Origin of the sequence: Paraburkholderia terrae, assembly GCF_002902925.1 — a bacterium.
GTDB lineage: Bacteria > Pseudomonadota > Gammaproteobacteria > Burkholderiales > Burkholderiaceae > Paraburkholderia > Paraburkholderia terrae.
On the sequence record NZ_CP026112.1, the window covers coordinates 2,981,415 to 3,002,289 of the forward strand.

The window sequence follows — 20,875 nt, forward strand, 5'->3', positions numbered from 1 at the left end:
ACTGCGGTGAGGTCCGGCAGGACGCACAGGCTCAGCAGTCGACCCGTACCGGGGATACCAGCACGAAAGCCCGGCACGCAGCGTCCCAGCGCGCGCGCCCTTTCCGCCGCAAGGAGATCTCATGAAGGTGCTCGCTGTTCACCCCAGTGGCCTGATGTACACCCGCGTATATCTGCGCCTCGAGCCGCTCGGTCTCGAAACGGTCGCCGCCGTGATACGCGAAGCCGGCCACGATATCCGCCTGATCGACCTGCAGGTCGAATCCCATCGCGCGCTGCACAATCTCGTGCGCACGTGGCGGCCCGACGTGGTCTGTTTCTCGGCCAACTATCTCGCCAATATCCCCGAAATCATCGATCTGTCGAAGGCGATCAAGGCGCATTTGCCGGGCTGCTTCGTGTTCGTCGGCGGACATAGCGCGTCGTTCACCGCGCGCGACATGCTGAAACACGCGGAAGGTGCGATCGATTGCATCCTCAAGGGCGAAGGCGAAGCGAAGGTCGTCGAGCTGCTGACTGCCGTTGCGCGCAAGGACGAGCTGTTGCGCATTCCGGGCGTCGTCACGAGCAAGGGCGAAGGGCCGCCGCCCGGCTTCACCGAAAGCCTCGACAAGATTCGCCCCGCACGCGATCTGCTGCGGCATCGGCGCAAGTACTTCATCGGCGTGCTCGATCCGTGCGCGTCGATCGAGTTCGCGCGTGGCTGCCCGTGGGACTGCACGTTCTGCAGCGCGTGGACGTTCTATGGACGCAGCTATCGTTCGCGCAGCCCCGAAGTCATTGCCGACGAACTGGCGTCGATTCGCGAGCCGGGCGTGTTCATCGTCGACGACGTCGCCTTCGTGCATGCCGATCACGGCATGGCGATCGGTCGTGAAGTGGAGCGGCGCGGCATCCGCAAGAAGTATTACCTCGAGACGCGCGGCGACGTGCTGTTGCGCAACAAGGAAGTGTTCGAGTATTGGCGCACGCTCGGTCTGCAATACATGTTCATCGGACTCGAAGCCGTCGACGCCGAAGGGCTGAAGGCGTTTCGCAAGCGCATCGACGTCGACAAGAACTTCGAGGCACTCGCGTTCGCGCGCTCGCTCGGCATCACGGTCGCGATCAATCTGATCGCCGATCCCGACTGGGATCACGAGCGCTTCGAAACGATCCGGCAATGGTGCCTGGAAATTCCAGAGATTGTGAACATCAGCGTGACCACGCCGTATCCGGGCACGGAAATATGGTTGCGCGAACAACGGCGACTGACGAGCCTCGACTATCGGCTCTACGACATCCAGCATGCCGTGCTGCCGACGAAGCTGCCGCTAGCCGAGTTTTACGCGGAACTGGTACGCACGCAGCAGGTGCTCAACCGCAAGCATCTCGGCTGGGGCGCGTTGTATCGCGCGGCGGGCGAAGCGGCTTCGCTGTTGATGCGCGGACAGACGAACTTCGTGCGGATGCTGTGGCGCTTCAACTCGGTGTTCAATCCGAATCTGCAATTGAGCGATCACGCGCGCGAAGTGCGCTACGAGATGACGCCGCCACCCGCGCAACCGCCGGAAGAGAGCAACGTCAAGGTGCTGTACGTACACGGTCCGGCGGGACGCAAAGGCCGCAAGATCGACGACGCAACCGAGAAATTCGTCGATCAGACCCGCATGGGTACGGGCTGATCGCAACCGCGCGCGCCTTGCCCGCGCGGTCAGAACGGCTCTTTAAAAGGACGCAGATCGATCTCGTGCGTCCATGCGGACGGATGCTGAAGATGGAGCTGCCAGTACGCTTCTGCAATGGCGTCGACATTCAGCAGTCCGTTTTCGCCGCGCTCGGCGGCAGCCTGCGGACGCGAGACATGCAACCGCTCGCCGTCGATGCCGCCGTCGATCACCACATGCGCGACATGCAGCCCGAGCGGCCCGAACTCGCGCGCCATGCTTTGCGCGACCATCCGCAGCCCGGCTTTTGCCGCGGCAAAATGCGCGAAGCCGGGCTTGCCGCGCAGGCTCGCCGATGCGCCCGTGAAGATCACCGTGCCACGGCCGAGCGGCGCGAGACGCCGTGCCGCTTCGCGCCCCACCAGAAAGCCGCCGACCGGCCCGGAGCGCAAAAAGTCCTGCATCTGCGCTTCCGTCAGGTCGCGAAACGGAACGTGCCGGTTGTTGCCGACGTTATAGATGACGAGCGATGGCACATCGATATCGTCGGGCGGCGACATCGCCCGGTCGAAAAGACGCATGATGTCCGCTTCCGATGTGCCGTCCATCGCGAACGATTCGGCCGATCCGCCGCCGCCCGTAATGCCGTTCGTCACGATGTCGAGTTTGGCCTGCGTGCGGCCCGCGACATACACGTGATACCCGTTCGCGGCGATCTTCCTGCACAGCGCCGCGCCCAGTCCGAGTTCGGCGCCGACGCCAATCACCAGTGCGCTGTTTCGCTTCATCGTGTGTCTCCGTTGTCCTCTCGCGCATGCGGCGCGGGAATCGTCGCGTGATTATAGGCAGCGGATGCAAGCGGCTGCCCGTGAACTGCACGCTCGCATCAGCGCCTCGGATCTGACCTGTGTCTGCGAGAGCGCATCGCGTATGCACACAGTGTCGGCGACAGTGACAAAAATCATGGAACGCAGTCTGATTTTTCGTCAATCTCATGTTCGCTCGATGCCGTCCGCGCCTGTTCGCGGGGGGAATGAAAGGGTCAGCTCGCAAAGACCCTCGTAAGCAGCACGATCGCGATGCGAACAGCGACGCCTCTCGCGGCCTTGCACCACACACACTGACACTCTGGCCTTTTCGACCGTACCGACGCAAGCCGTGAGCGGACTGCGCGCCGCCGCGCACCGTATTGCCCTCGCCTTTAGACATTGCATGAAAACCATCACGCGTCTCTACCGCTTCCGGATTGCCGGCATATTGTTCGCCAGCGTCGCCGTACTGATTGCGCTCGCGAGTTGCGGCCTGGCGGGGCTCTCCAGACTCGACGCGTACACGGACACGCTGTATCGGGGGAACATGCTTCCCATCGCGCAATTGAACGAGCTCCGCGCGGCCTCGCTCGATGCGCGCCGCGAATTCTGGAAGGCGAACCAGTTTCGCGATCCCGTGAGGACGGCCGCATCGCTGAAGGTGGTCCAGGCAGACGAGGTGCGCATCGAGAACGCTTGGAGGGCGTATTTTCCGTCCGGCGTCAGCTCCCCGCCCGAAGCATTGCTCGCTGGCAAGATCGCGAACAGTCTGCCGACGTTCCGCGCGATTCTCCGGAAAGCTGTCGCGTTGCTGGAACGAGGCGATTACGAAGCGGCGGCTAAGTGGTTCGACGGCAACATCGAGTTTCTCAACGGTTTCGATGTGCTGATAGGCAAGTGCATCGACACCAACACGTTGCAGGCGACGGAGCTTGCAGGCAAAAGCGAATCCATCTTTCGCGCGATGTTCTGGGCGACGTTCGCGTGCATCGTGATCTGTGTGACGGGCGCGGTCAGCGTGTCGATCTGGCTCATGCGCCAGCGCGACGACGCATTGAGCGAATCGCGCTATCACTTGTGGCTGGCCAATCGCGTGTTCGACCTGACGCGCGACGGCGTGATGATCACCGACTCGCACGGCAATATCGAGCGGGTCAATCCTGCCTTCACGCGGGTCACCGGCTACACGCAACAGGAAGTGCTGGGGCGCAATCCGAGGCTGCTGAGTTCAGGCCGTCAGTCGCCCGAGTTCTATCGCGCGTTCTGGCAAAGCCTGAAAGAAACGGGCCACTGGCACGGCGAAGTGTGGAACCGCAAGAAGAGCGGCGACATCTATCTGGAGGCGCTGTCCATTGCAGGCGTGCAAGGACGCGATGGCGGACACACACATTACGTCGCGATTCTCAGCGACGTCACGCAACGCCATCAGCACGAACAGCGTCTGCGCAACCTCGCCACGCACGACGTGCTAACGGGACTGCCCAACCGCGTGCTGCTCGACGAGCGTCTGAAGCACGCCATCTCCCGCGCGAAACGCCATGGAATGCACATCGCCGTCATGTTCATCGATCTCGACGGCTTCAAGCAGGTCAACGACACGCTCGGGCACGCCGTCGGCGACGACGTGTTGAAAGCCGTCGCCGAGCGGCTCGTGCATAGCGTCCGCGAAAGCGATACGGTCGCGCGGCTCGGCGGGGATGAGTTCGTCGTCATTCTGGAAGAGGTCGGGAGCATGCTGCAGATCGAACCCGTGGCGCGGGCAGTGCTCGATGCAGTCGGCCAGCCGATTGCGCTCCCCAGCGACGCCGTGAGCGTCACACCAAGCATCGGCATCAGCCTGTATCCCAATGACGCTGCCAACGCGGAACAACTGCTTCTGCGTGCGGACCGCGCAATGTATGTCGCGAAGAACATGGGCAAGAACAACCTCTGCTTTTTCTCGACCCTCGAAGCGGCCAGCCATCCACAGCCGGCGATGACTGCGACGGCCTAGCGGCCGTTTAGTGCCGGGACCTCACGGTTCAGGATTGTCGAGATCCGACTGCACGACGGTTTCGCCGTGACGTTGCGCGGCTTCGCGCGCCTGGTCGCCGTCTGTGAACGGACCGATGTCGGGTGCGCCCGTGAACGGAAACAGCAAGCGGCCATCCGTCTTGCGCACGACCTTCAACTGGCCCATGTACGAACCTTCCGTCGTGCGGCGGTAAGTGGCGTAAATCTGATAGTCGTCCGTCGACTCGGGTTTCGAGGCCACAGCATTGCGCGCTTTCGGGAAAATCATCCGTGGCCTTGTCATCTTGCAACTCCCTCCTGTGGATGCCGGGCTCGGCGCTTTCGCCGGCATACCGGTTGAAATGACGCATTCCTCTGCGCAGTGAATGCACACGAATGCGCGACCGTTCCTACCAACGCGGCAAAAATTGCCGCTGTCGCAACGCCGCGGTTTGCTCCTGTGCTCGACGTCCTTGCATTCCCTTTCAGCAAGCGACGTACCGCTTTTTCGGCCAACGCTTCACGAACGCGATGCGCGGCATGTCTACCCGTATGTGCGATGTGTGCGCGGCACGCGTCGGGAACGGCGCATGCTGAAATGCACGAGCGGCGGCGCAAGGCCACGCGTCTTTGCAATGGGAAAAGGAGAGCGACATGCCACTCAAGCGAGGCACATCGAAGGAAACCATCGGGCGCAACATCAAGGCCGAAAAGAAGGCGGGCAAATCGCAGAAGCAATCTGTCGCCATCGCGCTGAATCAGGCGCGCAAGTCAGGCGCAAAGATTCCGAAGAAGCACAGCTAGATATCGACGGGACGCTGCGCGGGCGGATCGATCGCGTCGCGCAGCGCCTGCGTGAAGTGGTTCCGCACAGGCTAGTGCGCGCGCTCCTCGTCGTATTCGGGGCGCACGCCGCGCGGCAGCCACGGTTCCTTGTGCTTGCACCAGAGTTCATACGTGGGCTCGAACAGTCCCGTCTCGTCAAAAGCGCCAAGCGGTAAAGCGATTTCCTCGCGATCGGCATACCTCATGAACGCCACCGATCCGCACAGCGGACAGAAATGACGCCGGCCCTGCTCCGAGCTTTGCCATTCGCGCGTGTTGCCCGTCAACGTGACGGCGCTGCGGTCGAATATCGCGTAAGAGCTGAAGGCCGATCCATGCACCTGCCGACACGTCATGCAATGACACATCCCGACGCGCATCGGCGAACCGATCGCGCGGAAACGCACGGCGCCGCACGCGCACCCGCCTCCATACGTCTTTTGCTGGTTCATCGCGTCTCTCCATTGAGGTTGAGTTTTGTTGACACGCAGGGAACATACCAATGATGATGCCGCGAAATTCCGCAGCAATCATCCCGGACGCAACGCCTATACTGCATCGATAAACTCCCGTTCGCCGGGTCCCGACGCGACGGCACGCTGCGAATCATTCTCCATCGAGCATTATGAGTGACGGTATCGAAAGCGCCCGCCGGGCGGGCGTACTGCGCACGGACGATCTGAAGGACCGGCCGGCACGCGCACCCGATCATGCCGCCGAAGTCCGCACGCTGGTCACCGTCGCAAGCGCGCAAACGGGACGCCGCGACACCTTGCTGCAAGCCATCGCCGATGCGGCGCTCGGTGCGTGCCGCGCAGGCAGCGCGGGCATCAGCCTGCTTGAAACGACGAGCGAAGGCGCGGCCGTGTTCCGCTGGCGCGCGGTCGCCGGCGCGTGCGCGGCGTTCGAAGGCAAAACCACGGCGTGGGCCGAATGTCCGTGCGGGATGACGCTCGAACTCGGCGCGCCGCAGCTGTTCGTCGAGCCGCACACCTTCTTCAAGAGCCTGCGCGATGCGGGCGCGGTCATCACGGAAGGCATCATCACGCCGATTCCGATTCGTTGCCCCGCGTCGAAGCCGCTCGGCGCGATCTGGGTCGCGTCACACGATACACATCGTTTCGATCGCGAGGACTTGCGCCTGCTCGGCAATCTTGCCGTTCTCGCGGGCGCGGCGCTCACGCTGCTCGACGCGCAACAGGCCGCCGAAGCGGAAACCGAGGCCGCGCAACAGGCGCGGCGCGCGCTGGAAGACGCAGCGCACCGGCGCGACGAATTCATCGCGATGCTCGGCCATGAATTGCGCAATCCGATGGCGCCCATCGACAGCTCCATCGCCGCGCTCAAGGTGCTCTGCGCAGGCCAGGAGCAGGCCAACGATGTCCTCGCCATCGCGCAGCGGCAGATGCGCCAGTTGCGCACGCTCGTCGACGATCTGCTCGATGCCGCGCGCCTGCGACACGGCAAGCTCGCGATCAAGTACAGCCGCACGTCACTGAACGAAATCGTGTACGACGCGATCACGGCGCTCAAGCATCACATCGACGCGCGCAAGCATCGCCTCGTAATCGACGGGCTCGACCAGCCCGTTTATGTGCGCGCCGATCATGTACGCCTGAGCCAGGTGGTCGGCAACCTGCTGTCGAACGCGGCCAAATACACGCCTGCGGGCGGCACGCTGCAATTGCGCGTGCAAACGGACACGGACAGCGCAGCCGATGAGGCAGCGCACAGCGGCATGGTGTCGATCGTCATCGAGGACAACGGCGTCGGCATGAGTCCCGACGCGCTCGAGCATGTGTTCGAACTGTTCGCGCAGTCGCCATCGAGCGCGCGCCGCTCGGAAGGCGGACTCGGCATCGGGCTCGCGGTCGCGAAGCGGCTCATCGAACTGCACGACGGCACCATTACGCTCGACAGCCAGGGCGTCGGGCTTGGCACGCGCGTCGTCCTGCGGCTGCCGATACTCGACCGTGAGACGCGCATCGCGCCCGATGCGACGGCGGCGGCCGCGGCGAGCGCCGAGCCGAGCCGCATCCTGCTCGTCGACGACAACGCCGACGCGCTCGACGCGCTGCATCTGCTGCTCGAACTCGAAGGTCACGATGTGATCATCGCGCGCAGCGGCCGCGATGCGTTGAAGGTCGCGGCGCAGGCGTTGCCCGAAGTGGGCATCATCGATATCGGCATGCCGGAGATGGACGGCTTCGAAGTAGCGCGCGCGATCCGCTCGAACAAGGCGCTGGCGCACATGTTCCTGATCGCGCTGACCGGCTACTCCTCGGAATCCGACAAGTCGCGCGCGCTCGCGGCAGGCTTCGACTATCACCTGACCAAGCCTGTTTCGATGGAACGGCTCGCCGACGTGCTGTCGCATCGCGACGGCCGGAACATCAGCGGTCTTGTCTGACGTTAATCCCGCTTGCGCTAAAGGTGAGCCGGGACGTGCGCACCGACGTCACTTTGCAGAGGTCCCGCAAACTCTCACCATTGATCGGTCCGCATTCGTCACGGCATCTTTGACGATGCCCGCAAAGCCTTATCCATCAAGGGCTTGCGCTTTGTGGCGGTGCGCGTTCAGAGTGCTTTCCGCTCACTCCCGTAAGTTCTCACCTTTACGCCACACGGCGCGCTTGCCGCTGTCTTCTGTTCGTAGACCCAGGTAACGAACTGCGCTTCCACCTGCTTGTCCACGGCCATGCATTTCTGTTTGGTCGTCGTGCTAAATCGTTGATTTACCAGGGTTCTGCATTCGTCGATCATGTCTTCCGTCAACCGCGTTCATCTTCTGCCGGAGCACACCATGTCCATGCAAGCCCTCGTTCTCAGCCAGTACAAAGGTCCCCTCGTACCGACCACGATGCCCATTCCCGAGCCGGCACGCGGCGAGGTGCTCGTGCGGATAAGCGCAAGCGGCCTCAATCCGCTCGACACGAAGATTCGCGCGGGCAGCGCCGCGCATGCGCGTCATCCGCTGCCGCTCGTGCTCGGCATCGATCTCGCGGGCGTAGTCGTCGCGCTCGGTGCGGACGTGACGCGCTTCAAGATCGGCGACGAGGTCTACGGGATGACGGGCGGCGTCGGCGGCATTCAGGGTTCGCTTGCGCAATACGCGGCCGTCGACGCGCAACTGCTCGCACACAAGCCATCCAATCTGTCGATGCACGAAGCCGCCGCGTTGCCGCTCGCGTTCATCACGTCGTATGCGGGCATCGTCGACCGCGCGCACTTGCAGGCGGGTCAAACCGTGCTCGTGCAAGGCGGTGCGGGCGGTGTCGGGCACGTGTCGGTGCAGTTGGCGCGCGCGCTCGGCGCACGGGTCTTCGCGACGGCGAGCGCGCGCGATCAGGATCTCGTCGCGCGATTCGGCGCGACGCCGATCGACTACGCGGCGCGTACCGTCGAACAGTATGTTGGTGAACTGACCGCGGGCGAAGGTTTCGATCTCGTCGTCGATACCGTCGGTGGCGCAACGCTCGATGCATCGTTCGCGGCCGTCAAGCATTTCGGGCATGTCGTGAGCGCGCTCGGCTGGGGCACGCATGCGCTCGCGCCGCTGTCATTCCGCGAGGCCACGTATTCCGGTGTGTTCACGCTGCATCCGTTGCTCACCGGTCAGCATCGCGCGCATCACGGCGAGATGCTCGCCGAGGCGACGCGTCTTGCCGAGCAGGGCAAGCTCGCACCGTATCTCGATCCGCGCCGCTTCGATCTTGGATCGGCGGAACGCGCGTACGACGCGATTACCGAGCGGACCGCGCGCGGCAAGATCGTGGTTGAAATCGAATGACGGTGGCGGGTCGGCTCACACGTTCGCGAGCCGCTCGATCACGACTTCGAGCAACGCGCGCAGACGTGCGAGACGTTTGAGGTCGCGATGGTAGCCAAGCCAAACGTCGCGGCCCGGCGGCGCTTCGCCCAGATCGATGCGCCGCAGGCCCGGCGTGTTGTCGCCGAGCGGGCAAGGCAGCACCGCGAAACCGCCGCCCTCGGCGCACATGCGCGCCTGCACACCGCGATTGTTACTTGCGTACGCGATGTGCGCGTTCGGCAGCATCTGCCGGATCCACGCGACGTCGGGCAACTCGCCGAACGCGGTATCCATGGTGATGAGCGACTGGCCTGCGCCATCACCGCGCGCGGGCGCGACGAGATCGATGTGCCCATAGAGCGCGTAGTCCATGTGCATCAGCTTGCGCTGAATGACGTCGGGTTCGTCGAACGGCGTGATGCGGAACACCAGATCGGCTTCGCGGCGCGCGAGGTTGTAGCGGCGCGAATCGGTGATCAGTTCGATCGACATCTGCGGATGGCGCGCAAGAAAGCCAGCGAACACCGGCGTCAGCACATGAATGCCGTACCAGTCCGACGACGAGACACGCAGCGCGCCCGTTAGTTGCTGCTCGTTGCCCGCAAGCGAACGCATGAACGCGTGCGCTTCTTCTTCCATGCGCTCGGCGTACGTGAGTACGGCATGACCTTCGTCGGTGAGTACGAAGCCTTCCGCCGTGCGCTGAAACAGCGTATGACCGACGGCTTCCTCGAGCGCGCGCAGACGCCGGCCCATCGTCGGCTGCGTCTGTCCTAGCTGGCGCGCGGCCGCGCCCAGCGTGCCGCAGCGCGCGACGGCAAGGAAGATCCGCACGTCGCTCCAGTCCAGTTTCGAATCGTTCATAGACGCCTTCAGCCGCATGCGATAGGTCGCGTTGCCTGCGATTATGAACGGCGTCGGCGGGCTTGCGGTGATCGTCGTGCTCGCTGGATTTGCACAGTTGCCTCGTGAAGGTGAGAGGTTTCAGGAGCGCGTCGGACGCGTATCCGACATCCCGCAAAACCTCACCTTTGATGAGCGCAGGCTCGTTGCGAGGCCACCTGTTTGAATGCCGCGCGTGCTTTTCCAGCCTTTATAGCGGGGTTTTGGCGCTTCAGGTGATGCAACCACTAGGTCACCTGTTCACCGCACGCATGACTCCCGAAAACCCTCACCCATCACGACGAGTGAACCGATCTCAGAACTTCACCTTCACCTGAAACCCGATTGTGAACGGCAGGTTATCCGAAGGAATAGGCGGAATCAGAATGAAGTTCGCACCGACGCGCTTGTACTCGACCATCACGATAGGCGCGGCGACTGGCCCGATCGTGTGATCGTGGCCGAGTCCCCAGTTGCCGTAGTTGTAGCCGGAGATAATGCCGCCCATCACGGCAAGGCGGATGAAGCCCCAGTGTACGAACTCGGGCGCCCACACACCGCCGCCGTACCACGATGGACGACGCAACGAATTGCGGAAGCCGCCCGCCGTCAGCGCCCATTGCCCGTTGAGCCAGCACTCGACGCCAAGACCAGGATTGAACTGCTCGAAGTCGGTGCCCGGGTCCGGGTCGATATGATATGAGCCGAGCATCGCATCGACCCACACGCCGCCGCTGCACCAGTCGGCTGCCTGCGCACCCGACGCTCCCATCAAACCAATGCCTGCTACCGCTGCCGCCGCGCATGCTCGACGAATCTTGTTCTTGATCTTTCCAAACGGCATGTGCTCTCCGCAACCGGTCGCGCGCCGGCGTCTGAATGTCGCGATTAGTGTCGAATTCCTCTCCAGTCGCGCACTCTACCCCACAAATCTTGCAGTGAGATGGAGTGTGCGCTCGGAACGACAATACGCGTGCAGACATCGACGATAGCGGACAAACGGTTACGGTCCGGTGAACGCGCCGCGCGCGCGTTCACCGTCAATATGACCGCGGATTACAGGCCCAGCTCCGACAGCCCCGGATGATCGTCCGGACGGCGGCCCAGCGGCCAGCGATAGAGCCGATCTTCTTCGCGGATCGGCTTGTCGTTGATGCTCGCATGGCGATACGCCATCAGTCCGTTCTCGTCGAACTCCCAGTTCTCGTTGCCGTACGAACGGAACCAGTTGCCCGAATCGTCGTGCCACTCGTAGGCGAAGCGCACCGCGATGCGATTGTCGGTGAAGGCCCACAGTTCCTTGATCAGCCGGTAGTCGAGTTCCCGCGCCCACTTGCGCTGCAAGAACGCGACGATTTCCGGACGTCCGGTGGGGAAGTCCGCACGATTGCGCCATTTGCTATCCGGCGTGTAAGCCAGCGACACGCGCTCGGGCTCGCGCGTATTCCATGCATCTTCAGCGGCGCGCACTTTCTGGATGGCCGTCTCGCGCGTGAACGGCGGGACGGGAGGGCGTCTTTCGATATCAGCCATGATGGTTCCTCGTTGAACTGCGTCAGGTGGACGCTCGCCCGTTGGACGAGCGGGTGCTTGCACTATTGGAATCGAGCAGATGTCCGGCTGCGGCGCGCGCGTCGAGCGCGGCATCGGCGTCGCCGCTCACGAGCGCGACGCCGATCGCGCCGTCGATCAGGATCAGCCATTGCCGCGACAGCCGCGCCGCGCGCCGGCTATCGCCGCCCGTCGAGGCGACGTATTCGTCGCATTGCGCGCGCACGAACTCGAGCAGGCGCTCCTTGTGTTCGCGCGCAACGACGCGAATCGGATCGTCAGGCGAAGCGATCTCGCCCGCGGCGTTGAGAAACGCGCAACCATGAAAGTCTTCCGATACGAACCATTCGCGCAATACGTCGAACATGGCGAGCATGCGCGCGCGCGGATGCTTGCCACGGCGTAAGGTTCCTTCGATAAACCATTTCATCCAGCGTTCGTCGCGCCGCTCGAGCGCGGCCGCCACCAACGCATCTTTCGATTCGAAATGCGTGTAGAAACTTTTACGCGCCGTGCCCGATTGCCGGACGATCGCATCGACGCCCGTTGCGTGAATGCCGCCCGCGTAAATCAGTGCTTCCGCGGCGTCGAGCAGCCGCTCGCGCGCGCTGCCAGTCGTGTCGTCGAGAGTAGCCATGCGCGAAGGGTAGAACGATCATTCTCCTTCGTCAAGTATTCGCTTGCTTCGCATTTGCGGTCACTTCGGCGCTTCAGGCATTATCGTGTTGGAGAATCGTTTTAAAAGGATGAGTGTCATGAGCATCATTTTTCGCCGCGCCGTGGCCGCGATTGCGATTACGGTGGCGTTAGGCGCATGTACGCCGTTGCAGGTCGTCACGCATACCGTCACGCAAACGGAAGCGCGCGTGCCCGTCGGCCAGTACAAGCTCGATCCGCATCACACGAGCGTCACGTTCAACGTCGATCACTTCAAGTACACGCGCTTCACGATGCGCTTCGATCGCGTGGCGGGGGAGATCGACTGGAGGGAAGGCGGGCTCGACAAGAGCCAGGTCGCGGTGACGATCGACGCGGCGAGCATCGACACGAACGTCCCGCAGCTGGACAAGATGGTGAAGGGGACGGATATGCTGGACGCGGAGCGCAATCCGCAGATCCGTTTTGTCAGCACGCGCTTCGAGCGCACGGGCGATGCACGCGGCAAGCTGACGGGCGATCTGACGATACGCGGCGTGACGCAGCCGGTGACGCTCGATGTGACGTTCAATGGCTACGGCGTCGATCCGCTGACGAAAGCCGATACGCTCGGCTTTTCAGCGGACGGCCAGTTCAGCCGCTCGAAGTTTGGTCTGACGACGTGGTATCCCGCAGTAGGCGACGATATTCACGTCATCATTCAGGCAGAGGCTGAACGGCCGCGCGCTGCGAGTTGATTCTATTTGTATGCGCGCGGCGAGACGCGGTCAGACGGTCCAGTCGAGGATCACTTTGCCGCTTTCGCCCGACAGCATCGTGGCGAACGCCTGTTCGTAATCGTCGACGGCGAAGCGGTGCGTGAGGATCGGCGAAAGATCCAGTCCGCTTTGCAGCATCGCGACCATCTTGTACCAGGTCTCGAACATCTCGCGGCCATAAATGCCCTTGATTTCGAGGCCCTTGAAGATGACTTGGGTCCAGTCGATCGCCGTTTGCGCAGGCGGAATGCCGAGCAACGCGATCTTGCCGCCGTGGTTCATCGCTTCAAGCATCGACGTGAACGCGCTCGGCACACCCGACATTTCGAGGCCCACGTCGAAGCCTTCCGTCATGTGCAGATCGCTCATCACGTCGCGCAGCGATTCGCGTGACACGTTCACCGCGCGCGTCGCGCCCATCTTGCGCGCGAGCTCCAGGCGGTAATCGTTGACGTCGGTAATCACGACGTTGCGCGCGCCCACGTGCTTCGCGATCGCGACGGCCATGATGCCGATCGGTCCCGCGCCCGTGATCAGCACGTCTTCGCCAACCAGATTGAACGACAGCGCCGTGTGCGTCGCGTTGCCAAACGGATCGAAGATCGCGGCGAGATCGTCGGAGATTTCGGGCGGAATCTTGAACGCGTTGAACGCGGGAATCACGAGATATTCCGCAAACGCGCCTTCGCGATTCACGCCAACGCCAACGGTATTGCGGCACAAATGACGACGTCCCGCGCGACAGTTGCGACAGAAGCCGCACGTGATATGCCCTTCGCCAGACACGCGGTCGCCGATCGAAAAGCCGCGCACTTCCTGGCCCATTTCGACGATTTCGCCGACATATTCATGACCGACGTGCATCGGCACAGGAATGGTTTTTTGCGCCCAGTCGTCCCACTTCCAGATATGGATATCGGTACCGCAAATGGCCGTGCGCGTGATGCGGATCATCACGTCGTTGTGGCCCACTTCGGGTTTCTTCACGCGGGTCAATGTGAGGCCGGGTGCGCGTTCGAGTTTTGCCAGTGCTTTCATTGCTAGTGATGCCCCGTTTCAGATCACGCCAAGCGAACGGCCGACGCGCGCGAATGCATCGACGGCCCGATCGATATGTTCCGCCGTGTGCGCGGCGCTCATCTGCGTGCGAATGCGCGCGCGGCCTTTCGGCACGACGGGATACGAAAAGCCGATCACATACACGCCTTCCTTGAGCAGCGCGTCGGCCATGTTCGATGCAAGTTGCGCGTCGCCGAGCATCACGGGAATGATGGGATGTTCGCCCGGCACGAGCGTGAAGCCGTGCGCGCTCATCGCCTGACGGAAATGCGCGCCGTTTGCGCGTACGCGTTCGCGCAACTGCTTGCCTTCGTCGCTGGCGAGCAGTTCGAGCACCTTCAGCGATGCGGCGGCGATACTCGGCGTCAGCGTGTTCGAGAACAGATAGGGACGCGAGCGCTGCCGCAACAGATCGACGACCTCCTGGCGCGCCGCGATGTAACCGCCCGATGCGCCACCCAGTGCCTTGCCCAGCGTGCCCGTGATGATGTCGACGCGTTCGAGCACGCCGCAATGCTCGGGCGTGCCGCGTCCGTGTTCGCCGATAAAGCCGACGGCGTGCGAATCGTCGACCATCACGAGTGCGCCGTAGCGGTCCGCGAGATCGCAGATGCCCGCGAGATCGGCAATGATGCCGTCCATCGAAAACACGCCGTCCGTCGCGATCAGCTTGAAGCGCGCGCCCGCTGCATCGGCTTCGCGCAGCTTCGCTTCGAGGTCGGCGAGGTCGTTGTTCTTGTAGCGGTAACGCTTCGCCTTCGACAGACGCACGCCGTCGATGATGCTCGCGTGATTGAGTTCGTCGCTGATGATGGCGTCGTTATCGTCGAGCAACGTTTCGAACAGGCCGCCGTTTGCATCGAAGCAGCTCGAGTAGAGGATGCAGTCGTCCGTCTTCAGGAATGCGGACAGCGCGCGCTCGAGTTCCTTGTGTACGGTCTGCGTGCCGCAGATGAAACGCACCGACGCCATACCGAAGCCGTCCTGGTCGAGCCCGTCTTTCGCGGCGGCGATCAGGCGCGCGTCGTTGGCGAGGCCGAGATAGTTGTTCGCGCAGAAGTTCAGCACGTCGGCGCCGCTCTCGAGACGAATATCGGACGATTGCTGGCTCGCGATCACGCGCTCGGTCTTGTGGAAACCATCGGCGCGAATCTGGTCGAGCGTGCTGCGCAGATGCGCGAGAAATGGGTCACGCATGAAACGGCTCCTTGAATGGGCGGCTTTGCAGCGCACCATGCGGCGCGGCGGCCTGTTATAGTCGGCTTCAGTTTTATCGGAAATTTTCGTTTTTTCGAACTAAAGTTCGATATGTCGAACAACTCTAAACGATAGGTCAGGAAATGGCAAGTTCGGGAACGCGCAGGAGTTCGTCGTCTACGGCTGCGACGGCAGCGCAGTCGGTTGCGGCGCCGCCGCGCGTTGGTGAGCAGATTCAACGATTGCGCAGTGAACGCAAAATGACGCTCGACGATCTGTCGCGCGCGGCCGGGGTGTCGAAATCGATGCTGTCGGAAATCGAACGCGACAAGGCGAATCCGACGATCGCCGTCGCGTGGCGGCTGACAAACGCGTTGGGCGTCAGTCTCGATTCGCTGTTTGCACCGCAGAAAGCGCCGGAGCCGATTGCCGTGTCCGGCCCGCATGAAATTCCGACGCTGAGCGGCCACGACGCGCGATACCAGTTGCGCGTGTGGGGGCCGATCGATCTGGCGGGGAAATTCGAATGGTACGAACTGACGCTGCAAGCGGGTGGTGCGTTGGTGTCGAGCGCGCACGAACCGGGGACGCGCGAGCATCTGACGGTACTGCACGGCGCCATCGATATCGAAGCGGCAGGAACCACGAAGCGCCTGAAGGTGGCCGACACCGCACGCTACGTCGCCGACGAGCCGCATGCGATCCGCAACGCGGGGAAAGGCGAGGCCAAAGCCTTGCTTGTCGTCATTCACGGCTAGCCTGAATCGCAATTCTTCGGCGTACCCGGCTTGCAGCAACCACTGTATATTTGTACAGTATACGCAGTCCGATGGAGCCGAAGAATGAACGAACTGAACAAGGAACAGGATCTGGCTGCGCTGCGCTTCAAGTCCGCAGCGCGTGACCTCGAACACATCGTCCGGCACATTGCGGCGCGATACATCGTGCAGGAGGTTCCGCTCACCTGGCGGCTTCTGCATGCGATCGAAGCGGAAGCGCTCGCGGATCTCGGTTTCGCCAGCCGGCACGATCCCGTGATGCTTGGGTTGTTTCAACGGCCCGACGACTTTCAGTTCCCCGAGACCGATGATCCCGTCGACTTTGGCCGGTCGAATGCGCTGCCGGCTGTGTTTGCGTTCGCTGTCGCGGCTTACGACGCTGCGGAGAAGTCGAAGGCTTCAACGACCAGAAGTCGAGTTGCGAGCGATGAGCGCGGTGCTGGGCGAGCATGGGGCGGATGACGCGTTGATTGGACGTCACTGCGGGCGGCAGGAGTTTATGCGCGTAAAGTCTGCGCGGCCTGCCGAGGCGGGACGCCGGCAGTTTCCAACACAAAGTGTCCCGCCCGTTGACCGACTACAATCGTTCCATGCAACTAACGGAAAGACAGACTATGGTCTCCACCGATCCTGTTGGCCCCACTGGTCTATCCGCAGCTGGCGCCGACCTATTCGATAGCGAACGTCAAGACTGGCTGATCGATCCGCGCGCCGCGTTCGATGCATGGCTCGCCGGACAAAATTTTCGCCATTCGTCGGCGGAGGTGTATCGGGCGCAGTGGGGGCTTTTTCTCGAATGGCTACAGGCGCGTCACAAGAATCTCGTGACGGTCGACATGCGATCGATAGCGGAATTCGTCGGCGGACTGTCGATCCGAAAGCCGCAACGCGCCCGATATCTCCGGTTGATCGAGCGCGTACTCGACCACGTGCGCGAGATCGAACTTGCATCGACCAACCCCGCGCGATTCATTGCTCAGGATGGCGAAGCCGAATGGCGTAACGCGCGCGACAACGAACCGACAGGGTTTCTGACCGTCGCCGAGCGTTCGGCCTTGATCGCTTATCTTTCTTCGCCCGTGACAAATCTGACGTCGGCCCAACGCTGGCGCGAGCGCCGCGATCGCGCGTTGATTGCTGTTTTTCTGGGCGGCGGTATCAAGACTGGCGAAGCGCGCACGATTTCGGTTGATTGCATGACAGCGGGTTCGCCGTGGGTGGTGATCGAAGCGACCAATCCATTGTTCACGCGGAGAACACGGCTCGCACCATTTGCCGTGTCCATTCTGGACGCCTGGCTCGACGAACGCAAGCAAGCGGAACTGCCCGGCGAACTGGTTTTCCCCGCGTCGCCATCGGGTCGTCCAATGCATAAGGCGACGATGCTTCGCGCCGTCGACGCTCTTGTCGAAGCGGCCGGAATCAGTCGATCGCGCGAAGCACGTGCAAGTCCGCACACTTTGCGTAACTCGTTCGCTGCCGATCTGTTCGAAAACGGGGTGGAGCCGGAGGTCGTTGGACAATGGCTTGGATTCGCGCAGGCTGTTTCCGCGAATCGATTGCATCGCGCGTGGAAGATGTGGAATGACCAGGAAAAGTTTGACGCTGAAACGCGGCTCGCAGAAACACCTGCGTCTTCTGAAGATCCCGAGCAGACGCAGGACCGCGGCTAGACGGCTCCCGTAAACCTTCACCTTGGAAGCCCCGTAAACCCTCACCTCGAGCGCTTTCGGAGAAACGCGTTCGTTTTGCGATCAGGTCAGCGCCGAAGTTTGCGTCGTAGACATAAAACGTGTCACCGCCGCCAACCGCGAACCACCCGTTCCCGACGAGTGCTCGCATTCGGGACAAAGGAGCTCGTAGCGGTGATCGACCTGCGAAAGCTCCGGCTCACCTTCGGCGCATTTCGGACAGCGTGTCGGCACCGCAACATGCCCATCGGCGGCCGTTCCGATCGACTCCAATTCCTGCGTGCTCAGCCTGCCGGCACTTGCCAGCTGACAGAGCAATTCCGCGACGGCGGGGTCGATGCCTTGCTGGGCGCGCAGCGCAGTCATCTGGCGCGTCAGCAGATCGAGTTCGTCCGATTGTTCGCGCCATTGCGCCTCCAGCCTGTCGCCACGCGCCTTGGCAGCCGCTAGTTGCTGGATGAAATCGAATTCCTTCCGGCTCGCATCGCGTACTCCCGTCTGATACGTCGCAGCCATCGCACGCAGGGAGTCCAGTTCCACGAGCATCGGCTTGACGCGACGCTCGGCCTCGGCCACGGCATCCTTGATCTGTTGCGCGTAGTGTTCGGCGTTTTGCCGCATTTCGGCATGCAACCCATCGAGACGGTCACGCAGGCCCGCGTTCGTCGACTGTTCGGTATCAAGACGCTTGTGCAACGATTCGTTCTCGGCTTCCAGGCGCCGGACGGACGCCTTCAATCCTTCCTGATGAGCCGATCCGCTGGTGTTCACTGCGGCAAGTTGAGTCTCAAGAAGACGGACGCGTTCCCAGGCAGCGTCGGCGCGTGCCTCGCTGCGCTGTATAGCTTCTTCGGAAACTTCTTTTCGAATTTTGCCTTCGTGAGAATCGCGCTCGGCCGCAGCGCGCAATGCATGGAGCTCTTGGCGCTCTTCGTCGAGCGATGCCTTCGCGTGTAACAGCGCATCTTCGAAAAGCGCACCCAATAGTTCACCCGCTTTTTCTTCTAACGCTTTGGGAATTGCGCCGGCGCCGACACGCACGCGCGAGGCGGAGCGAATGCGCTCCCAGAAACTGTCGATATCTTTTGGGATGTCGCTCGCACTGCCCGTTTGCGTCAAGTCACGCACGGCGGCCATGGATGGGCGAATGCCGAGGTCGAAGAAGAGGCGTTTGCAGGCATGAAGCGACAGTTCCTGGCGACGCGCCCCATTGGCACGCAGTGTATCGAGTTCTTTTCGGATGGCTTGGCGTTCTTCGTCCAGGTTCATGATTGTCTCTGCGCTACGTGAGTTCGACGAATCATAACAATTTACGTAGTGTTTGATACGTTTTTAGGGCTTGATGCGTCTTTCTCGCCACAGACGGTGAGATCAAGCCAAATTCGGTGCGTTGGTATCAACGACGTGGGTTGATCCGTGAAACAAATCGAAGAATACCTGCTAAGCCGTTGTTAATAAATATATTTATGTGCTAGCAGGATGTTTTGGCACTGTTTCACGATGCAGTGCGGGAGCTTTCCCGATGTTGGTGTGATCGTTCTTTGGGAAGCTCGCGGGGCCCGTTGTTGAGAGTAATAAAAGTAAACACCTTTGAACCTTAGTTAAAAACGTTAACGCCAGGCAGAAGCCTTACTGGATAAGGCGTAGCGTCCGATCAGGTGAAGCTTTACGGGATGGATGGTGAGCTTCGGCAGGATAACGCAGTGATGGAGTTCAGGGACACGGGTGAGCAGGCTCGGGAAAGATCGTGAGTGCCTTCGGGAGCACCGTGAAAGTGGCCGCTGATTATAGGTGAAGTTTTTCGGGAGCCATCGGTTGGTTGCGGCCCGTATACGCTGGCTGCCTCGATTTCGCACTGGCCGAAGGGTGGTGAGGGGATTCAGGAGAGGGAATCGAGGGCGATTTGAGTCGATTTTAAGAGCTCGAAGAGTGCTTGGTGAGCGCTCACGGGAGAAAACAGGAGTCGAAGGTGAGACTTTTCGGGGCCGGGAAGCCGTTTTGAGGCGATTTTTGACGCGCAATGCACAAAGGTGAGGCTTTACGGGAGCGCAGAGCGCGCTTCTTTTTTAGAACAGGAGAAGAAAAACGACGTTTGCACCAACCCAAGTATCAAAGGTGAGCGGATTCAGGATTCGCAAAATGCACGCATATCTTGCGCCAGAATCGTCACGGGAAGCCGAAAGGTGAGATGTTACGGGAGGGATTAAGCGTGCGTCGGAGCAAAAAGGTGAGGAAATGCGGGACTCGCCCTGCAAAAATCGCCGCCGCAGGCAGTTCCGGTGCGGCCCGATGCGAGCCGTCGATCACCCAGCGTTTTTGCGTAGGTGAGGATTTTCGGGAGGGCTGTTCGTCCAGTTTTTAGGCATCGTTTCATGCCGCCACCAGCTAAAGGTGAGTCTTTTCAGGAGACTAACGTCTTACCCGCGGACCAGCCGGGCAAATAGACATGAGCTAAGTGCCTAAATTGATTAGGTTTTTGTCGATTGTTGTCAAAAGGTGAGCGTATTCGGGGGCCGACGGGCGGGTGCTGAGCGATCCATTCATTACGAGCGATCGCCGCTCAAGGTGAGAACATTCGGGAGCATTTCTCCGTCGACGATTTATCGATGGGGCGTGAAATGCCGCCAGACCTCGTCTTGCGCGCGGCCAAAGGTGAGGATATTCGGGTATCAGTGCTTGTGTCGAGGTCTGAAGACCGCTCGTCAGAGTTGCGATGCGGTGCTCGGATTTAACATTCCGCCTTCTGGGTGCCATTCATGACGGGTGGAACGCTCCGCGTTGTGGATCGGAGCACGCAGATCGGACGTCGCGTTGAACCGCGCGACGTACATGTGTGGATCCTCTGTTCCTACAGCATCGGACGCGTCAAGGGAAAGGCACGTCTTACAAGAGTGCGCGCGCGTTTGTCCGCGCTGTGCGCCGGTGATGCTGGCAGCCCAAACCGGCGTCGCGGATTTGCGACGCTCGCAATGGTGAGAATCTTCGGGAAATCATTCGGGACCTTCTGGATCGGCCGGTTCGATGCCGTTTACGCCTGGTCCGCGACCATCAACGCAGCCGGAAGAGGCTTCTCGCCGCGAACGGTGAGGGTTTTCGGGACCCGCGCCTGGTGAGTCAGGCAGGGTAAACTGATTTCACCCAACGTAGGTGAGAGAGGTGCTATAGACGCGCATCACCACAGCCGGTATGCTTTCGCGAAATCTCTTCCTGACTCGACGC

Annotated in this window: 18 protein-coding genes and 1 pseudogene; 9 read left to right on the forward strand and 10 right to left on the reverse strand. The window is 61.7% G+C overall.

Annotated features, from left to right (window positions below; translation table 11 throughout):
* Positions 1–121: 121 nt before the first annotated feature.
* Entirely contained in the window at positions 122–1,663 is a 1,542-nt protein-coding gene (gene hpnR, locus C2L65_RS29655) for a hopanoid C-3 methylase HpnR (RefSeq protein ID WP_042304415.1), read from the forward strand.
* A 29-nt stretch (positions 1,664–1,692) separates the two neighbouring features.
* On the opposite strand, the gene C2L65_RS29660 is transcribed toward hpnR, so the two are convergent.
* A complete protein-coding gene (locus tag C2L65_RS29660; protein ID WP_042304414.1) occupies positions 1,693–2,433 on the reverse strand; it encodes an SDR family NAD(P)-dependent oxidoreductase in 741 nt (246 codons plus the stop codon).
* Positions 2,434–2,857: 424 nt separating this feature from the next.
* Here C2L65_RS29660 and C2L65_RS29665 point away from each other — a divergent pair, with 424 nt between their 5' ends.
* Positions 2,858–4,447, forward strand: a complete 1,590-nt coding sequence (locus tag C2L65_RS29665) for a diguanylate cyclase domain-containing protein (protein WP_042304413.1) — start codon at positions 2,858–2,860, stop codon at positions 4,445–4,447.
* A gap of 21 nt (positions 4,448–4,468) precedes the next feature.
* Here C2L65_RS29665 and C2L65_RS29670 read toward each other — a convergent pair whose 3' ends face one another.
* Positions 4,469–4,750: a DUF6723 family protein gene (locus C2L65_RS29670; protein WP_007732825.1), complete on the reverse strand. Its 282-nt coding sequence runs from the start codon at positions 4,748–4,750 to the stop codon at positions 4,469–4,471.
* 350 nt (positions 4,751–5,100) lie between these two features.
* On the opposite strand from C2L65_RS29670, the gene C2L65_RS46235 reads away from it, so the two are divergent.
* Positions 5,101–5,250: a DUF6496 domain-containing protein gene (locus C2L65_RS46235; RefSeq protein ID WP_167450353.1), complete on the forward strand. Its 150-nt coding sequence runs from the start codon at positions 5,101–5,103 to the stop codon at positions 5,248–5,250.
* Positions 5,251–5,321: 71 nt separating this feature from the next.
* Here C2L65_RS46235 and C2L65_RS29675 read toward each other — a convergent pair whose 3' ends face one another.
* Positions 5,322–5,723, reverse strand: a complete 402-nt coding sequence (locus C2L65_RS29675) for a GFA family protein (RefSeq protein ID WP_042304412.1) — start codon at positions 5,721–5,723, stop codon at positions 5,322–5,324.
* Between the two features lie 173 nt (positions 5,724–5,896).
* On the opposite strand from C2L65_RS29675, the gene C2L65_RS29680 reads away from it, so the two are divergent.
* On the forward strand, positions 5,897–7,681 hold the full coding sequence (locus tag C2L65_RS29680; RefSeq protein WP_042304411.1) for a hybrid sensor histidine kinase/response regulator: 1,785 nt from the start codon (positions 5,897–5,899) through the stop codon (positions 7,679–7,681).
* 393 nt (positions 7,682–8,074) lie between these two features.
* Complete coding sequence (locus C2L65_RS29685; protein WP_042304507.1) at positions 8,075–9,061, forward strand: zinc-dependent alcohol dehydrogenase family protein; 987 nt, start codon at positions 8,075–8,077, stop codon at positions 9,059–9,061.
* 15 nt (positions 9,062–9,076) lie between these two features.
* On the opposite strand, the gene C2L65_RS29690 is transcribed toward C2L65_RS29685, so the two are convergent.
* The 4 genes from C2L65_RS29690 to C2L65_RS29705 all read right to left on the reverse strand — a co-directional run bounded on the left by C2L65_RS29690 (position 9,077) and on the right by C2L65_RS29705 (position 12,152).
* Positions 9,077–9,946, reverse strand: coding sequence for a LysR family transcriptional regulator (locus C2L65_RS29690; protein WP_042304506.1), 870 nt, complete (start codon positions 9,944–9,946; stop codon positions 9,077–9,079).
* Between the two features lie 334 nt (positions 9,947–10,280).
* Positions 10,281–10,808 carry a hypothetical protein gene (locus tag C2L65_RS29695; protein ID WP_042304410.1) on the reverse strand — a complete coding sequence of 176 codons (528 nt, stop codon included), beginning with the start codon at positions 10,806–10,808 and terminating at the stop codon, positions 10,281–10,283.
* A 212-nt stretch (positions 10,809–11,020) separates the two neighbouring features.
* Entirely contained in the window at positions 11,021–11,497 is a 477-nt protein-coding gene (locus tag C2L65_RS29700) for a nuclear transport factor 2 family protein (protein WP_042304409.1), read from the reverse strand.
* 22 nt (positions 11,498–11,519) lie between these two features.
* Positions 11,520–12,152, reverse strand: a complete 633-nt coding sequence (locus tag C2L65_RS29705) for a TetR/AcrR family transcriptional regulator (protein WP_042304408.1) — start codon at positions 12,150–12,152, stop codon at positions 11,520–11,522.
* Between the two features lie 118 nt (positions 12,153–12,270).
* On the opposite strand from C2L65_RS29705, the gene C2L65_RS29710 reads away from it, so the two are divergent.
* Positions 12,271–12,909: a YceI family protein gene (locus tag C2L65_RS29710; RefSeq protein ID WP_233446569.1), complete on the forward strand. Its 639-nt coding sequence runs from the start codon at positions 12,271–12,273 to the stop codon at positions 12,907–12,909.
* 30 nt (positions 12,910–12,939) lie between these two features.
* On the opposite strand, the gene tdh is transcribed toward C2L65_RS29710, so the two are convergent.
* Together tdh and C2L65_RS29720 are read right to left on the reverse strand one after the other, a co-directional pair.
* On the reverse strand, positions 12,940–13,968 hold the full coding sequence (gene tdh, locus C2L65_RS29715) for an L-threonine 3-dehydrogenase (RefSeq protein ID WP_035998789.1): 1,029 nt from the start codon (positions 13,966–13,968) through the stop codon (positions 12,940–12,942).
* Between the two features lie 18 nt (positions 13,969–13,986).
* Positions 13,987–15,186 carry a glycine C-acetyltransferase gene (locus C2L65_RS29720; protein WP_042304406.1) on the reverse strand — a complete coding sequence of 400 codons (1,200 nt, stop codon included), beginning with the start codon at positions 15,184–15,186 and terminating at the stop codon, positions 13,987–13,989.
* Between the two features lie 143 nt (positions 15,187–15,329).
* Here C2L65_RS29720 and C2L65_RS29725 point away from each other — a divergent pair, with 143 nt between their 5' ends.
* The 3 genes and pseudogenes from C2L65_RS29725 (at position 15,330) to C2L65_RS29735 (ending at position 17,638) form a co-directional block, all read left to right on the forward strand.
* Positions 15,330–15,944: a helix-turn-helix domain-containing protein gene (locus tag C2L65_RS29725; RefSeq protein WP_042304405.1), complete on the forward strand. Its 615-nt coding sequence runs from the start codon at positions 15,330–15,332 to the stop codon at positions 15,942–15,944.
* A gap of 84 nt (positions 15,945–16,028) precedes the next feature.
* Positions 16,029–16,427 (forward strand): DUF2471 family protein, encoded by a 399-nt coding sequence (locus C2L65_RS29730; protein WP_042304404.1) that lies wholly within the window; start codon positions 16,029–16,031, stop codon positions 16,425–16,427.
* Positions 16,428–16,592: 165 nt separating this feature from the next.
* Positions 16,593–17,638: pseudogene (locus C2L65_RS29735) on the forward strand (tyrosine-type recombinase/integrase).
* A gap of 81 nt (positions 17,639–17,719) precedes the next feature.
* Here C2L65_RS29735 and C2L65_RS29740 read toward each other — a convergent pair.
* Positions 17,720–18,925, reverse strand: coding sequence for a DNA-binding protein (locus tag C2L65_RS29740; protein WP_042304402.1), 1,206 nt, complete (start codon positions 18,923–18,925; stop codon positions 17,720–17,722).
* Positions 18,926–20,875 lie beyond the last annotated feature (1,950 nt).

Coding starts and splice junctions, on each gene's coding strand:
- C2L65_RS29665 (WP_042304413.1), top strand. CDS start 2,858: ATGAAAACCATCACGCGTCTCTACCGCTTCCGGATTGCCGGCATATTG.
- C2L65_RS29700 (WP_042304409.1), bottom strand. CDS start 11,497: ATGGCTGATATCGAAAGACGCCCTCCCGTCCCGCCGTTCACGCGCGAG.
- C2L65_RS29695 (WP_042304410.1), bottom strand. CDS start 10,808: ATGCCGTTTGGAAAGATCAAGAACAAGATTCGTCGAGCATGCGCGGCG.
- C2L65_RS29670 (WP_007732825.1), bottom strand. CDS start 4,750: ATGACAAGGCCACGGATGATTTTCCCGAAAGCGCGCAATGCTGTGGCC.
- C2L65_RS29685 (WP_042304507.1), top strand. CDS start 8,075: ATGTCCATGCAAGCCCTCGTTCTCAGCCAGTACAAAGGTCCCCTCGTA.
- hpnR (WP_042304415.1), top strand. CDS start 122: ATGAAGGTGCTCGCTGTTCACCCCAGTGGCCTGATGTACACCCGCGTA.
- C2L65_RS29675 (WP_042304412.1), bottom strand. CDS start 5,723: ATGAACCAGCAAAAGACGTATGGAGGCGGGTGCGCGTGCGGCGCCGTG.
- C2L65_RS29730 (WP_042304404.1), top strand. CDS start 16,029: ATGAACGAACTGAACAAGGAACAGGATCTGGCTGCGCTGCGCTTCAAG.
- C2L65_RS29740 (WP_042304402.1), bottom strand. CDS start 18,925: ATGAACCTGGACGAAGAACGCCAAGCCATCCGAAAAGAACTCGATACA.
- C2L65_RS29680 (WP_042304411.1), top strand. CDS start 5,897: ATGAGTGACGGTATCGAAAGCGCCCGCCGGGCGGGCGTACTGCGCACG.
- C2L65_RS29690 (WP_042304506.1), bottom strand. CDS start 9,946: ATGAACGATTCGAAACTGGACTGGAGCGACGTGCGGATCTTCCTTGCC.
- tdh (WP_035998789.1), bottom strand. CDS start 13,968: ATGAAAGCACTGGCAAAACTCGAACGCGCACCCGGCCTCACATTGACC.
- C2L65_RS29720 (WP_042304406.1), bottom strand. CDS start 15,186: ATGCGTGACCCATTTCTCGCGCATCTGCGCAGCACGCTCGACCAGATT.
- C2L65_RS29725 (WP_042304405.1), top strand. CDS start 15,330: ATGGCAAGTTCGGGAACGCGCAGGAGTTCGTCGTCTACGGCTGCGACG.
- C2L65_RS29660 (WP_042304414.1), bottom strand. CDS start 2,433: ATGAAGCGAAACAGCGCACTGGTGATTGGCGTCGGCGCCGAACTCGGA.
- C2L65_RS29710 (WP_233446569.1), top strand. CDS start 12,271: ATGAGCATCATTTTTCGCCGCGCCGTGGCCGCGATTGCGATTACGGTG.
- C2L65_RS29705 (WP_042304408.1), bottom strand. CDS start 12,152: ATGGCTACTCTCGACGACACGACTGGCAGCGCGCGCGAGCGGCTGCTC.
- C2L65_RS46235 (WP_167450353.1), top strand. CDS start 5,101: ATGCCACTCAAGCGAGGCACATCGAAGGAAACCATCGGGCGCAACATC.